Below are 13,998 nucleotides of genomic sequence, written 5' to 3'. Positions count from 1 at the left end.
TCAGGATTGATGCTATGCGCATCACCGAGGCCGCTCGCCAACTGGGTACCACTCCGCGCATGCTGCGCTACCGGGAGGCACTCGGGCTGCTCCCCCGCTCCCGGTCCGAACACACGGCGCAGCGCCAGTACGACGAGCGCGACCTGGCCGCCGTCCAACTCGCGCTCGACCTGGAACGCCGGTACGACGTGACGCCGGCCGCGCTCGCCTTCGCGCTGAGAGCGCTCGCCGAACCGTCCGTGGCCGCGGACATCCGCAACCTCGGCTACCGCACCGGCCGCCTCACCGCCCCGCCCAGCCAGGCCCAGATCGACCGCGACCGCGCCCTCCGCTGGCTCGGCCGCAGTGGAGTACTGCCACCCAAACCGCGCTAACTGAAGGAAGGAAAGAGCGGGAGGGGAGGAACGAAAGCGCATCAACCACAGACCTCTGCGGGTTTGCGAAGCCGCAGCGCGAACAGCAACGTCAAGAGGATCCCCGCACCGATCACGAACACGGTGGTACGGATCCCGTCCGCAGCCGCCGTACGCAGCTCTTCACCGACGAGCCCAGATGTGTGCGCGTTGGCCACCAGGACCAGTACGGCGAGTCCCACCGACGCACCGATCCCCGAACTGGTCGACACCAGGCCTGACGCGACCCCCTGCTTCCGGTCGGACACCCCGGTGCCCGCGGCGATGAACATCATCGTGAACACCGCGCCGTCCCCGATACTCACCAGCACCAGGCCCGGTACGAGCACGACATACGACCCATCGGCCGACAGGCCGAGCCCCAGCACCACCGCTCCGGCAGCTCCGACCGCCAGCGCGGTGAGCAACGTACGGCGCAACCCGAATCGAGTTACCGCCTGCCCGGCGATCGTCGACCCGGCCACGACGACCGCGGTGGGGAGCAGAAATCCCAAACCGGTCTGCAACGGGTCGTACCCACGCACGTCCTGGAAGTAGAGGGACAGGAAGTACAGGAGCGACCCGAACGTCGCCATGAACAGGAACGCGATCACCAGCGCGACCACGAGGACCCCGTTCCTCAGCAGGTTCGGTGGAACCAGTGGATCCGGACTGCGCCGTTCGATCCGTACGAAGGCCACCAGCAGGACAACGGCGGCAGCCGAGGTCCCGACGAGGATGCTCCAGTCGAGCGCCGGACCTTGCACCAGAGCGAACACCAGCAAGGTGACCGCGCCGGTCGCCGTCAGCGCCCCCGGCAGGTCGAACAGCCGACGTACCTCCGGACGCCCGCCATCGAGCAGTGGCACGGCCAGGAGCAGCGCTGCACCGACCAAAGGCAGGTTGACGAAGAACACCGCCTCCCAACCGAACAACCGGGTCAGCGCGCCACCGAGCAGTACGCCGATCACCAGACCAGCCGCCCCGGACCCACCCCAGATGCCCAGTGCGCGGTTCCGGTCGCGGCCCTCCACGAACATGGTGTTGATGATCGCCAGCGTGCTCGGGAACACCAGTGCGCCGCCAAGCCCCTGGACCGCCCGCGCGGTCAACTGCCAGGCCGGTCCGGTCGCCAGACCACCGGCCAGCGACGCAACGCCGTACAGCGCAAGGCCGGTCATCAGCATCCGCCTCCGCCCGAGCACATCGGCAGCGCGGCCGCCGAACAGCAGGAAGCCACTCGAGGCGATCGCGTACGCGCTGATCACCGACTGCAGAGTGTGCGCGGAGTATCCGAGCTCGCGCCCGATCTCCGGGAGTGCGACGACGACGATGTACTGATCCAGCGACACGATCAGCATCGCGAACGACAACAGCGCGAGCGCCGCGGACTTCCTCCGATCCATGACTCCTCCTCCACTGGGATAATCCGAACTGTACGGAACAGTTCAGATGAACTCAACCGTTCAGTTCAGATATTTGCTAAGCTCCTGATATGGCGAAGTCAGCTCCGCGGGAGCTCACCGGGGACCGGGCGGCGCGCAAACGGGAGGCGATCATCCCGGCCGCGCGGGCCGCGTTCGTCCGGGACGGGTTCGACGCCTCGGTGGACTCGATCGCGGCCGAGGCAGGCGTGTCGAAGGTGACCGTCTACAACCACTACGGCACCAAGGAAACGCTGTTCACAGCCGTCATCGGCGAGGCGCTCGAGGGCGCCCTGGCCGAGGTCATCGCGGGTACGGCGCAGCGCCTGGCCGAGTCCGACGACCTGCGCGCCGCGCTCAAGTGGACCGCGAGCGCCTGGGTGGCCAGTATGACCCAGCCCGACATGCTGGCGCTGCGTCAGCTCGTCACCAGCGAGGTGCGGCGCTTCCCCGAACTCGGCACCGCCTGGCGCGAGCACGGGCCGGACAGAGCCCGCCCCACCCTCGCGGCGGCCTTCGAGCGCCTGATCGCGGCCGGCCGTCTGACCATGCCCGACGTGGACACCGCGATCCTCCAGTTGTACGCACTGGTCCTCTACCCGCACCTGGTCCACAGCACGTACGGCGCCACCCTCGACGCGCACACCACCGGCAAACTCATCGACACTGGCGTCGAGATGTTCCTGCAGTACTACGCGTACCGCGACTAGTGCGAGGGCGCTTCCGGTACGGCGGGGCGCTCGTCGGGGACGTGGTTCTCGACGTACACGTCGGGCTCGAGGTAGATGTGCTGGCTCATCGGCTCGGCCGCTCGGACGGCGCGTTCGGCCGCGTCGATGACCTCCGCGACGACGGCCGCGTCGGTGGTCGGCTCGACGCCGACCTTCGCGGCGATCAGGACCTCTTCGGGACCCAGGTGCAGGGTCTTGATGTGGATCAGCCGCTGCACACCCGGGGTGTTCTCGATCGCGGCGACGATCTTCTGCTGCGCCTCGCGGGTCGCGGACTCGCCCAGCAGCAGCGACTTCATCTCGATCGCCAGGAAGATCGCCACGGCGACCAGCAGCGCGCCGATCGCCATCGAACCCAGGCCGTCGAATACACCGTTGCCGGTGGCAAGCGTCAGCGCGACGCCGATCAGCGCCAGCACCAGACCGGTGAGCGCCGCGAAGTCCTCCAGCAGGATGACCGGCAGCTCGGGCGCCCGCGCGTTCCGGACGAACCGCACCCAGGACACGTGCCCGCGCACCTTGTTCGCCTCGACGATCGCGGTCCGGAACGACAGGCTCTCCATCACGATCGCGACCACCAGCACCGCGACCGGAACCCACTTCCAGTTGTCGATGCCGTGCGGGTCGTGCACCTTGTGGTAGCCCTCGTACAGCGCGAACAGACCACCCACGCTGAACAGCACGATCGACACGATGAACGAGTAGACGTACCGCTCCCGGCCGAACCCGAACTGGTGCAGCTCGTCGGCCGCCCGCTTGGCCCGCCGACCGCCGACCAGTAGCAGCACCTGGTTGCCCGCGTCGGCCAGCGAGTGGATCGCCTCGGCCAGCATCGACGCCGACTGGGTCAGCGCCCAGGCGGCGAACTTGGTGACCGCGATCCCGGTGTTCGCCAGCAAAGCCGCGACAACGGCCTTGTTCCCGCCACCAGCCATGGTTGTTCAGGTCCTCCGTCGAGTGAAATCAGCGTGCGGACACGACGAACGCCGTGCCGGAACCACGCAGGGTACAGGGTCCTTCGGTTCCCGAGGCGAACGCCGACTGCCCTGCGGACAACTTCACAGCAGATTCTTTGCCGACAGCACCGACCCCGCCATCAACAACAGCATCAACTGTTCCGTCGACGCAGCAGACGATCCGCGGCCCGATCCCGTCCAGCGTGCGCTCGTCCGACGCCAGCTCGACACGGTGCACACCGAAGTACTCACAACCCGTTTCGTACGTCGCGACGCCGTCACTGACCGTGGTTGCGGTGAGGACCGGATCGGCGAGCGGCTCGAAGTCCACCACCGAAGCCAGCTCGGGTACGTCGACGTGCTTGCTCGTCAGCCCACCGCGCAGCACGTTGTCCGAGTTCGCCATCACCTCGAACCCGAGCCCCCGCAGATACGCGTGCACGTTCCCGGCCGGCAGGTACACCGCGTCGAACCGCTGCAGCCGCACCCGGTTCAGCAGCAGGGCCGCGAGTACGCCGGGGTCGTCCGGGAAGTCCGCGCACAGCCGCGAGATCGTCTCGCGCTCCAACGCGAACGCGTCACCGGTGTAGGTGTCGATCGCGAACCCCAGGGCGGCGACCAGCGGACGGATCGCGTCCCGGTCACGACTCATGAAATCGGTGAACGCCTCGCGCAGCTTGCCGTTCCGCAGCAGGTCCGTCAGCTCGCCGAAGCCGGCGGGTCCGAGGGCGTCCAGCAGCGCGACGGTGCTCCCCAGCGGCCGGAAACCGACCAGTGCGTCGAACGGCTCGAGCGCGATCAGGATCTCCGGCTTCGGCCAGGCGTCCTTGTAGTTCCGGTCCGCGGCGTCCCGGGGGATCCCGTCCGCCTCGTCCCGCGCGTACCCGACGATCGCCTGCTCCGGGGACGGGTGCGCCTGGATCGACAACGGCTGCGCGGCCGCGAGCAGCTTCGCGAGGAACGGGAACCGACCGTCGAAACGCTCGGCCGTCTCCGCGCCCAGCACCGCGGCGGGGTCGGCGGACACCACGTCGTACAAGGTGTCGCCGTTCGGCAGCACCGACGGAGCGGACTCGTGGGCGCCCATCCACATCTCTGCTTGCGGCTCGCCGGTCGGCTGCACCCCGAGCAACTCGGGGAGGGCGGTCGGCGAACCCCACGCGTAGTCGCGGATCGTGTTCTGCAGCGGGACTACCACGCTGGGTCCTCCGAAGGAATCCCCGGCTCGGCCGGGTCGTCGACGGTCGCCATCCCGTAGCGGCCCAGGCCGATCCCGAGGTACGCCGCGGCGTACCGGCCCTGCTGGGTCAGAGCGGCGTACCGGGCGACGTCCGTTCCATTGGCCTGCCTGATCGTGTGCACGCGGACGTCGTGTGCCTCGGCCTTGTACTCCAGCTTGCGACGGGTGTCGGCGATGCCGGCCTCGTCGACACCGTCGTCCAGGATGATCAGCGCTGGGCGTAGCTCTTCCGGCTTGTCGAACGGGTCGGCGAACAGGTCCCGCGGCGGCTGGTTGAGCACTGGCAGGAGATGACCTGCGTCAGCAGCCAGCGCCGGCCGTCCGCTGGCCAGCCGCAGCGCCTCGACGACTCGGCGGGCAGCACGCGCAGCCAGGACAGAGCCACCCCAGACCAGCGGCAGCGCGTCCGCCAGCACCAGAGCGAGCTCCTTCGCCGGGTTGGACGACACGTCGTTGTTGGGCGAGCATTCGATCGCAACGTCGTCCAGCAACGCAGCAACGGACTTGTGGTCGACCTCCGGGCCCAGCTCCATCTGGTGCAGCGCCTGCAGTACGGCGACTGCGGCAGCCAACTGGTCGTCCGACTGGGACGGCAGCCGGATCGCATGCCGGAGACCGGCCGAGGCGATTGCCACGGGTGAGTCCTCCGGCGCAGCCACCATCAGCCCGCAACCACGCCGTACCGCTTCGCCCGCGGCGGACACTGCCTCCGTGTCCTCGGCAGCACCACCCAGGACTATCACCAGGTCCAGCGGACCGGCCCACCCGGGTAGCCCCGGTCCTGGCCAGGCGAGGAACGGAACCGGGCAGACCGGCTCCAGTACCGCCCGGACCAGCCGGGCGTCCCGACCGGCGGCGACCACCGCCCGCGGCCGGAAGCCGTCGGACTCCAGCTTGGTCAGCACGTCCTCGGACGCTTCGAGCTCGGCCCGGATCCGCGCACCGGCCATCGCCAGCCGGCGTAGCAGGTGGTCCGCCGCCTGGAGTGCGGCCGGGTCGTCCAGCCGGGTGTCGTCGAAGACGCTCATCAGCTCGGTGTCAGCTCTCTGTCGCGGTGGTTTCCCTGGTGTCCCGGGCCTCGTCGATCAGCAGCACCGGGATGTCGTCACGCACCGGGTACGCCAACCCGCAGGCGGCGTTGGTGCAGATCAGCTCGTTCGCCTCGTCGTCCACGCGGAACTCCGAGCGGCACTTCGGGCAGACCAGGATGCTCAGCAGGTCCGGGTCCAGATTGACTGCCATTCAGTTCTCCTCCACCGATGCGCCGGTGATCAGGGCCAGTACTTCGTCGCGGACGCGTTCCATCTCCGGCCGGTCCGCCGCCTCGACGTTCAGCCGCAGCAACGGCTCCGTGTTCGACGCACGGACGTTGAACCACCACTGTCCCGCCGACACGGTCAACCCGTCCAGATGGTCGACGGTCACGCCGTCGACGCCAGAATATGTGTCTTCGATCGCCGCGACCGTCGCCGCCGCGTCCTTGACCTTGTTGTTGATCTCACCGGACGCGACGTACCGCTCGTACTCGGCGAACAGCTCGCTGGCGGGCTTGTCCTGCTCACCCAGCGCGGCCAGGACGTGCAGTGCCGCAAGCATGCCGGTGTCGGCGCGCCAGAAGTCGCGGAAGTAGTAGTGCGCCGAGTGCTCGCCGCCGAACACCGCGTCTGTCTCAGCCATCTTCTGCTTGATGTTGGAGTGCCCGACCCGTGTTCGCACCGCCGTACCGCCGTGCTCGGCGACCAGCTCCGGCACAGCCTTGGAGGTGATCAGGTTGTGCAGAATGGTCGAGCCGGGGTGCTTCGCGAGCTCCCGTACGGCGACCGCACCGGTGATCGCGCTCGGTGAGATCGGGTCGCCCTTCTCGTCCACCACGAAGCAGCGGTCCGCGTCGCCGTCGAAGGCGAGGCCGAGGTCGGCGCCGGTCTCGCGGACCTTGGCCTGCAGGTCGACCAGATTCTTCGGGTCGAGCGGGTTGGCCTCGTGGTTCGGGAAGCTGCCGTCGAGCTCGAAGTACAGCGGGACGATCGTCACCGGGCCCTCGGCGAACACCGCCGGGACGGTGTGGCCGCCCATACCGTTGCCGGCGTCGACGACCACGCTGAGCGGGCGGATGCCGCCGAGGTCCACCAAGTGGTGCAGGTGGTCGGCGTACGCCGTCAGCAGGTCCTTGTGCGTGATGTGACCGCTGGTGGACCCGGCGGCCGGCCCCTCGGTCAGGGCCTTCGCGACCAGGTCGGCGATGTCGCGCAGCCCCGAGTCGGAGCCGACCGGGGCAGCGCCCGCGCGGCACATCTTGATGCCGTTGTACTGCGCGGGGTTGTGGCTGGCGGTGAACATCGCGCCGGGCAGGTCGAGCCGCCCGGACGCGAAGTACAGCTGGTCGGTGGAGGCGAGGCCGATGTCGATCACGTCCGCGCCGGTGCCGGCCACGCCCTCGGCGAACGCGGCGGCCAGCGCCGGGCTGGACGGCCGCATGTCGTACCCGATGACGACAGCGCCAGGCCCGCCGAGCACGTCCAGGACCTCGACGAACGCAGCCCCCGTCGCCCGCGCCACCGACTCGTCCAACTGGTCCGGCACAACCCCCCGGACGTCATAAGCCTTGAAGATCCCCGCAACATCAACCATGCACGGACCCTATCCGGCCAGGCGGAAAAGCCGAATCCCAGCCTCGGTCCGGCGACTCCAGGCAACAACTGGGCATCGTTGTCAGCAGGCGTCCTGACGTTGCCCCCTTCGGTTTCGTATGTTCGGTCCTTGGTCACCGAGCGGCGTGGCCTGGCGGCTGGGGGGTGGCCAATGACGTTCTTGCGGCAGGCTCTGCGCTACCGGAGGTCCCAAGGTCTGGTCCTCGGCGGGATCAGCCTGTTGATCGGTACGTGCGCGGCGTTCGCGCCCTGGTTCGCCCGGGCGGTCGAACAGACCGTCACGACCGAGGCCTTGACGCACCAGTGGAACTCCGCGGCCTGGCAGCTCAAGAGCACGCCGTCGACCGCCGTCGGCGGACCGGCCGAGTCGACCCCGCCGGAGGACCTCGCCCAGTTCGTCCCGGCCGACCTGAAGCAACTGTTCACCCCACCCGTGTACGGGCGGACCGCCGTAGTGATCTGGGGTCGCGGCAACGACAGACCGACCGTCGAAGGCCGGGTGGTGTGGCGGGACGGCTACTGCGACCGACTCGAACTGACCGCCGGCCGGTGCCCCCGCGGCCCCGGTGAGGTCGCCGCATCGACAGCGGACGCGAAGAACTTCGGCCTGACGGTCGGGGCGACGCTCAGGGCCCAGACCGCCAGCGACCCCAAGCGCAGCCCGCTCCGCGTGGTCGGCATCTACCAGGCGGACGCCGAAGACACCTACTGGTTCGGCCGCAGACCGACCGGGAACTCGCGGCAGGCCAGCGACTCCCAGCCCCCGCTGGGCGACTTCCTGCTCGCCGAGCGTGGCACCCTCTCCGCGGGCAACTGGGACCCCTACTCGACGCTGGACACCCGCCCGCAGCCGGGAAGCGTGCGAGTCGACGACCTGGACCGGATGCGGCAGGTGACCGATGAACTCGAAGCCCAGATCGCCGAACGCGGCGTCGACGCGCGGAACAGCTCAGGACTGGTCGGGGTCATCGACGGCATCCAGGCGGAGCGACGCCAGGCCACGACGATCATCCCCCTGGTGATGGTGCAGGTGGCCCTGTTCGGAGTGGTCGTGCTGGCGCTGGCGTTGGCCACGGTGGTCGACCAGCGCCGACCGGAGCTGGCGGTCTCGCGACTGCGCGGGTCGGGCGTCGGCGCGACCGGCCGGACACTGGCCGTCGAGCTGAGCGTGCCCGTGCTGCTCGGAACATTGGTCGGCGCGGCGGCCGGTTTCGCGATGCTCCTCGCCGTACGAGCGGCCTGGCTGGGCGGAGCAGCGCCGCTGGAGCTGCCGTGGACGGTTCCGGCGGCGGTCGCCGTGGCGGCTCTGGTCGGACTGACGGTCGTGGCGCTGTCGGTTCGCACCGTCGTCCGCCGGCCGATCTCCAGCCTGCTCCGGCGGATCCCGCTCCGCGGACGCCACCGCACGATCGGCCTGATCGATCTCACCGTCATCGTCGTCGCGTCGGCCGGGCTGGTGACCGGGCTGACCAGTGGTGGACGAGGCCCGCTCCCCATCCTGACCCCCACCTTGCTCGCTCTGGCAGCCGGACTCGCCCTCGCACACCTGCTCCTGCCGGTCGCGGGGCTGGTCAGCCGGCAGGCGCTGCGCACGGGACGGCTCGGCCTCGCGCTCGGCGCTCTGCAGGTGGCCCGGCGCCCGGCCGTGACGCGACTCGTCGCCGTGGTCGCCGTCGCGACCGGCCTGGCCTCGTTCGCCGGGCAGGCGGCATCGGTCGCCGACCGCAACCGGGACACCCGGGCCGGCTACGAGACCGGCGCCGAGGCGGTACTGGCGATCGACTCCACCAACCTCGGCGTCTTCACCGCGGCAGCCGACAAGGTCGATCCGGACCGGCGGTGGCTGACTCCCGTCGTGCTCACCAGTCCGCCGTCCGCGGAGAGCCTGCGCGCCATGCTGATCGAGTCGGACAGCTATCGGCGGATCGCCTTCCACGGCGATCGGCTCACCGATGCCGAGAGTTTCGGCAAGCTCCAGGCACCCACCGAGCCGAAGCCGATCGAGCTGACCGGTCAGCGGCTGACGGTGACCGCCGACGCCGGCGCGATGACGCCGTACGAGCCACCCGCCGGCGAAAACGCGGCTCCTCCCCCCGAGGAGCCGGCCAAGTCGGTGATCCTGCAGGCGACGGTGGTCAACCAGCGCAGCGGGGGGCGCTATCTGGTGCGTTTCCCGCCGATACCGGTGGGTCGCCGCGGTCCGGTCACGCTGAGTACGGCGCTCGGCTGCCTGCCGTCCTGTCAGCTGCTCCGGCTCGGGGTGTCCCGCGAAGTGGGTGACACGGCCGGTCTCAAAGGCGAGATCGCGATCAACCGCCTGGCGACCGACACCCAGCAGTCGATCCCATTGGGCCGGATGCAGGACTGGACGGACAACTCGCAGGCCGGCGCCGACCAGGGCAGCATCGCGGCCGGCAACGCGCCTGACGGGCTGGCGCTGGACGTGACCAGCCTCGGCGGCGAGCTGAACCTTCAGTACGCCGCGGTCCCCACGCCGGTGCCCGCACTGGTGAGCCAGGACGCCGCCGGCGAGGCTCTGACGGTGCCCGGCCTCGACGGGATCTCGATCCCGATCGCCAAGCTCGGCAACCCTCAGATCCCGGTGCCGCGCCACACCGAGCGGGTCGCGGTCCTCGACCTGGAGACCGCCCGCCGGGTCGGCGGGGGCGTCGACCGCGCTTCGACGGAGTTCGAGCTCTGGCTCAACGCCGACGGGCTCGCGAACGTCGGCAAGATCATGGACGGCCTGACCGCGGCCGGGCTCACCCCCACACTCATCGACCGGCGGTCGGACCGGATCGACGGATACGGGCGCTCCGCCAGCGCACTCGCGCTCCAGCTCACTCCGATCGTCGGAATCGCCAGTTGGGCCCTCGCGGTCATCGTCCTGCTGCTGACGGGCGTCAGCTCGTGGCGCTCCAGGGCCCAGGACTACGCGAGCCTCAGGATCAACGGCGTACCGGCGAGCACGACCGGAGGGGCCGCGCGCTGGGAACAGACCGGACCGGTCGCGCTGGCAGCGCTGCTCGGGTCGGCCTGCGGCATCATCGGCGCCCACATCGCGCTACCGATGTTCCCGCTCTTCGCGGAGACCTCCGTACCTTCGCCGATTCCGCTCGACCTGGCGATCAACTGGCCCGGAGCGGTGATCCTCTGGCTGGCCGGCACCGTCGTGCTGACGGCGACAACGCTGGTGCTGGGCACCAGCGTGAACCGGCGGGCGGGCTACGGCCGGATCCGGGAGGACCTGTCATGAGCGGACTCGCGATCAGCACCAGCGGCCTGGTCCACATCTACCGGAGCCAAGGCCATGACGTCGCTGCCTTGTCGGGTATCGGGATCACTGTGCGGCCCGGTGAGTTCGTCGGGCTGCTCGGCCCGTCCGGCGCCGGCAAGTCCACACTGCTTCAGCTGTGCGGCGGTCTGCTGACGCCGAGCGCCGGGCGGCTGCAGATCGGCGAACACAACCTGACCACGATGACCGAGCCCGAGCTCGACCGGATGCGTGCCCGTGACGTCGGCATCGTGTTGCAGGGAGCCGGGCGCAATCTCATCCCCTACCTGTCCCCGGTGGACAACGTCCGTTACGCACAGCGCGCCGCGTCGCGCGATCGGTCGTTGCCGGCGCCGGAGGAAGTACTCGACCTGGTCGGTCTGACCGACCACTCCCGTACTCCGTTGCCCTCGCTGACGCCTGGCCAGATCCAGCTCTGTGCGGTGGCAGTGGGGATCGCCACGTTCCCCGGCCTGCTGCTGGCCGACGAGCCCACGAGCCAACTGGACCACCGGGCCCGGGACGAGGTCCTGGCCGCGATCTCGACCATCAACACGAGCACCGGCATGACGGTGCTGCTCGTCACCCACGACCCCGACGTCGCCGCGGTGCTCCCCCGCACCGTCACCATCCGCGACGGGCGGATCGCATCCGAGGGGCGCAGCGGTGAGGAGTTCGCGGTCGTCGCCACCGACGGGTCGCTGCCGCTGCCGCCGCACGTCGCCGAGTTTCTGCCTCCCGGAACCCTGCTCCGCGTCACCACCACCGAAGCCGGCGACGTTCGCCTGAGCCCTGTACAGCAAGAAGGTCAGTCGTGATCACGGTCACCAACCTCACCGTCGCCTACGACGACCTGGTCGCGGTGACGGACGTTTCGCTGCGAGTGCCGCCCGGGTTCGTACTCGCGGTCAGTGGGCCGTCCGGAGCCGGCAAGAGCTCGCTGCTGTGGGCCCTCGCCGGAGCGGTCCGGCCGAGCTCCGGCCAGGTCGAGGTGGACGGTCTCACGATCAGCGACCGGCCCGCGGCCGCGGCTCACGGCGTCGTGCTGATCCCGCAGGGCAACGGCCTGGCCCGGGTGCTGACTGCCCGGGAGAATCTCTGTCTGCCGCTGCTCGCCCAGCGCACCGACCCGGAAACGGTCGACCGACAGGTCGAGCAGGCACTGGCCGACGTCGGGCTCCAGGACAGCGGCGACCACCTGGTCGAGGAACTGTCCGGCGGCGAGCAGCAACGCGTCGCCGTCGCCCGTGGACTCGCACAGCAGGGCCGCGTCATCCTCGCCGACGAGTCCACCAGCGAACTCGACGGCACGAACCGTGAACGAGTCCTCGACCTCCTCCGCCGGGAAGCCGGCCGCGGCGCCGCGGTGATCGTGGCTACCCACGACCTCAACGTCGCAGCCGGCGCCGACGGCCACGCCACCATGGACGAAGGCCACCTGACCTGGCAGCGGAAGCTCTGACAGATCAGGCCTTCTCGAACCAGCCCGGGTTCTTGCGGTGGTGAACCGTCGGCAGCTGACGGGGGCTGGTCGGTGCGGCCCACTTGGCGGCGTTGGCGATGATCTGCTGGACCTCGGGCTGGTGGTACGTCGGGTACTCCTGGTCGCCGGGGCGGAAGTAGAAGACCCGGCCCTGGCCGCGGCGGTAGCAGCAGCCGGAGCGGAACACCTCGCCGCCGGAGAACGAGCTGACGAACACCAGCTCGTCGGGCTGCGGGATGTCGAACAGCTCGCCGTACATCTCCTCGCGCTCGATCACCAGCGGGTGCGGGATGCCCTGCGCGATCGGGTGCCCGGCGGCCACGGTCCAGATCAGCTCGCGGTCGTTCTCCGCCCGCCAGTCGAGCGAGCAGGTGGTGCCCATCAGCTTGATGAAGATCTTGCTGAAGTGCGCCGAGTGCAGCGCGATCAGGCCCATCCCGGACAGCACGTGCTGCTGCACCCGGTCGACGATCGCATCGTCGACGTCACCGTGCGCGGCGTGCCCCCACCAGGTGAGTACGTCGGTGTCGGCGAGCACTTCCTCGGTCAGACCGTGCTCGTCCTGCTGCAGCCACGCCGTACGGACGACGACGTCTCGACTGTCACCGCCGAGCTTGTCCCGCAGGGCCGCCGCGATCGTCTCGTGCATGGTGTCCGGGTAGACCTTGCGGACGGACTCGTCGCGGCCCTCGTGGACGTTCTCGCCCCAGACGGTGACACGAATGGGTCCTTGATTTCGCTCAGTCATTGAGCACAACCTCTCGTCCCGCCTTCGCCGAGGCGTAGCAGGCGTCGATGATCTCGGTCCGCAGCAGCGCCTCGGACCCGTTCTGGCCTTCCCACTCACCGCTCTTGACGATCCGGACGAACTCCCGCACCACCGCGCGGTGGCCGAGCCCGGCGCCGGTCGCCGGCTTCACCTCGGCCGGTACGCCGCCGACATCGGTGAAGATCCGCAGCGTGTCCTCGTTCGTGTAGTTCTGCACCTCGATCTTGGCGCCGCCGTCGGTGCCGAACAGCTCGATCCCGAAGTTGTCGCCCGGCGCCCGGAACGTCGCCCAGCTGGTCTCCAGCTGCAGCGCACCGCCGCCCTTCAGCCGCAGGTACGCCGTGGCCAGGTCCTCCACCTCGAACGCCGATCCGAGCGTGTTCGCGTTCGGGTCCCGGCTGCCCTTGCCGCGCGGGCCGAGCTCGGCGAACGTGTCGGCCGACACCGTGCTGACCTGGGGCTCGCCCATCAGGTGCAGTGCCATGTCGAGGATGTGGACGCCGAGGTCGATCAGCGGCCCGCCGCCGGACAGCTCCCGATTGGTGAACCAGCCGCCCATCCCGGGGATGCCGTTACGGCGCATCCAGTGCGCCTTCGCGTAGTAGATCCGGCCGAGCTGTCCCTCGTCGATCTGGTGCTTGAGCGCCGCGACGTCACCGCGCTCGCGGTGGTTGAACACGACCTTCAGCACCCGGCCGGCCTGCTTCGAGGCCTCGACCATCGCGGTGCCCTCGGCCACGGTCCTGGCCAGCGGCTTCTCGGACAGAACGTGCAGACCCTTCTGCAGGGCCGCCAGTGCGATCGGGGCGTGCAGCTGCGTCGGCGTACCGATGCTGACCGCCTCCAGCCCCGGCGTCTCGAGCAGGTCCTCCCACTTCTCGTACAGATGCGGTACGCCGTGCTTCTCGCCCAGACTGCTCAGGGTGTCCTTCTCCAGGCCCGCCAGGCCGATCACTTCAACATCCGGCAGCTCGGAGAACGCCTCCAGCGCCGTCCGCCCGGCAAAGCCCAGTCCTACGACACCGACCCGCAGTTTTTGATCGTTCACAGACACGATCCTCTCCCGATGACAACGAAGGAC

At 69.6% G+C, this 13,998-nt stretch carries 13 protein-coding genes; 5 read left to right on the top strand and 8 right to left on the bottom strand.

Translation table 11 applies throughout. The features are described from left to right. The first annotated feature begins 14 nt into the window (after positions 1 to 14). Positions 15 to 374: a MerR family transcriptional regulator gene (locus EV651_RS37470; RefSeq protein WP_133790290.1), complete on the top strand. Its 360-nt coding sequence runs from the start codon at positions 15 to 17 to the stop codon at positions 372 to 374. Between the two features lie 41 nt (positions 375 to 415). On the opposite strand, the gene EV651_RS37465 is transcribed toward EV651_RS37470, so the two are convergent. Continuing rightward, positions 416 to 1,798 (bottom strand): MFS transporter, encoded by a 1,383-nt coding sequence (locus EV651_RS37465; RefSeq protein ID WP_133790288.1) that lies wholly within the window; start codon positions 1,796 to 1,798, stop codon positions 416 to 418. An 89-nt stretch (positions 1,799 to 1,887) separates the two neighbouring features. Here EV651_RS37465 and EV651_RS37460 point away from each other — a divergent pair, with 89 nt between their 5' ends. After that, positions 1,888 to 2,526 (top strand): TetR/AcrR family transcriptional regulator, encoded by a 639-nt coding sequence (locus tag EV651_RS37460; RefSeq protein WP_133790286.1) that lies wholly within the window; start codon positions 1,888 to 1,890, stop codon positions 2,524 to 2,526. Here EV651_RS37460 and EV651_RS37455 read toward each other — a convergent pair. Genes EV651_RS37455 through EV651_RS37435 form a run of 5 tightly spaced genes read right to left on the bottom strand, consistent with a single transcriptional unit; the run spans position 2,523 to position 7,371 of the window. After that, complete coding sequence (locus EV651_RS37455; protein WP_133790284.1) at positions 2,523 to 3,482, bottom strand: cation diffusion facilitator family transporter; 960 nt, start codon at positions 3,480 to 3,482, stop codon at positions 2,523 to 2,525. The genes EV651_RS37460 and EV651_RS37455 overlap by 4 nt on opposite strands. A gap of 28 nt (positions 3,483 to 3,510) precedes the next feature. Then, positions 3,511 to 4,701 (bottom strand): mannose-6-phosphate isomerase, class I, encoded by a 1,191-nt coding sequence (gene manA, locus EV651_RS37450; protein ID WP_133790282.1) that lies wholly within the window; start codon positions 4,699 to 4,701, stop codon positions 3,511 to 3,513. Beyond that, on the bottom strand, positions 4,695 to 5,771 hold the full coding sequence (locus EV651_RS37445) for an SIS domain-containing protein (RefSeq protein WP_133790280.1): 1,077 nt from the start codon (positions 5,769 to 5,771) through the stop codon (positions 4,695 to 4,697). The genes manA and EV651_RS37445 overlap by 7 nt, the downstream gene beginning before the upstream one ends. A gap of 10 nt (positions 5,772 to 5,781) precedes the next feature. Continuing rightward, entirely contained in the window at positions 5,782 to 5,985 is a 204-nt protein-coding gene (locus EV651_RS37440) for a Trm112 family protein (RefSeq protein ID WP_133790278.1), read from the bottom strand. Beyond that, a complete protein-coding gene (locus tag EV651_RS37435; protein WP_133790276.1) occupies positions 5,986 to 7,371 on the bottom strand; it encodes a phosphomannomutase/phosphoglucomutase in 1,386 nt (461 codons plus the stop codon). It abuts the gene before it with no gap. A gap of 171 nt (positions 7,372 to 7,542) precedes the next feature. Between EV651_RS37435 and EV651_RS37430 the strand changes: the two genes are divergently transcribed. From EV651_RS37430 to EV651_RS37420, 3 genes are read left to right on the top strand one after another with little or no spacing between them, the layout of a single operon-like run. Next, positions 7,543 to 10,647, top strand: coding sequence for an FtsX-like permease family protein (locus EV651_RS37430; protein WP_133790274.1), 3,105 nt, complete (start codon positions 7,543 to 7,545; stop codon positions 10,645 to 10,647). Next, positions 10,644 to 11,483 (top strand): ABC transporter ATP-binding protein, encoded by an 840-nt coding sequence (locus EV651_RS37425; protein WP_133790272.1) that lies wholly within the window; start codon positions 10,644 to 10,646, stop codon positions 11,481 to 11,483. The genes EV651_RS37430 and EV651_RS37425 overlap by 4 nt, the downstream gene beginning before the upstream one ends. Continuing rightward, positions 11,480 to 12,127, top strand: a complete 648-nt coding sequence (locus EV651_RS37420) for an ABC transporter ATP-binding protein (RefSeq protein ID WP_133790270.1) — start codon at positions 11,480 to 11,482, stop codon at positions 12,125 to 12,127. The genes EV651_RS37425 and EV651_RS37420 overlap by 4 nt, the downstream gene beginning before the upstream one ends. Before the next feature lie 4 nt (positions 12,128 to 12,131). Here EV651_RS37420 and EV651_RS37415 read toward each other — a convergent pair whose 3' ends face one another. Further along, entirely contained in the window at positions 12,132 to 12,896 is a 765-nt protein-coding gene (locus tag EV651_RS37415; protein WP_133790268.1) for a ThuA domain-containing protein, read from the bottom strand. Further along, on the bottom strand, positions 12,889 to 13,971 hold the full coding sequence (locus tag EV651_RS37410) for a Gfo/Idh/MocA family protein (RefSeq protein WP_238157445.1): 1,083 nt from the start codon (positions 13,969 to 13,971) through the stop codon (positions 12,889 to 12,891). Before EV651_RS37410 ends, EV651_RS37415 begins: the two co-directional genes overlap by 8 nt. Between the last annotated feature and the right edge of the window lie 27 nt (positions 13,972 to 13,998).

Origin of the sequence: Kribbella sp. VKM Ac-2571, assembly GCF_004362255.1 — a bacterium.
Classification (GTDB): domain Bacteria; phylum Actinomycetota; class Actinomycetes; order Propionibacteriales; family Kribbellaceae; genus Kribbella; species Kribbella pratensis.
Note: the sequence above shows the minus strand (reverse complement) of the source record. Positions and strands in the feature narration are given on the sequence as shown.

Bases quoted from the DNA above. Each gene is read 5' to 3' on its own strand.
- EV651_RS37470 (WP_133790290.1), top strand. From the start codon at position 15: ATGCGCATCACCGAGGCCGCTCGCCAACTGGGTACCACTCCGCGCATG.
- EV651_RS37465 (WP_133790288.1), bottom strand. From the start codon at position 1,798: ATGGATCGGAGGAAGTCCGCGGCGCTCGCGCTGTTGTCGTTCGCGATG.
- EV651_RS37460 (WP_133790286.1), top strand. From the start codon at position 1,888: ATGGCGAAGTCAGCTCCGCGGGAGCTCACCGGGGACCGGGCGGCGCGC.
- EV651_RS37455 (WP_133790284.1), bottom strand. From the start codon at position 3,482: ATGGCTGGTGGCGGGAACAAGGCCGTTGTCGCGGCTTTGCTGGCGAAC.
- EV651_RS37445 (WP_133790280.1), bottom strand. From the start codon at position 5,771: ATGAGCGTCTTCGACGACACCCGGCTGGACGACCCGGCCGCACTCCAG.
- EV651_RS37440 (WP_133790278.1), bottom strand. From the start codon at position 5,985: ATGGCAGTCAATCTGGACCCGGACCTGCTGAGCATCCTGGTCTGCCCG.
- EV651_RS37435 (WP_133790276.1), bottom strand. From the start codon at position 7,371: ATGGTTGATGTTGCGGGGATCTTCAAGGCTTATGACGTCCGGGGGGTT.
- EV651_RS37430 (WP_133790274.1), top strand. From the start codon at position 7,543: ATGACGTTCTTGCGGCAGGCTCTGCGCTACCGGAGGTCCCAAGGTCTG.
- EV651_RS37425 (WP_133790272.1), top strand. From the start codon at position 10,644: ATGAGCGGACTCGCGATCAGCACCAGCGGCCTGGTCCACATCTACCGG.
- EV651_RS37415 (WP_133790268.1), bottom strand. From the start codon at position 12,896: ATGACTGAGCGAAATCAAGGACCCATTCGTGTCACCGTCTGGGGCGAG.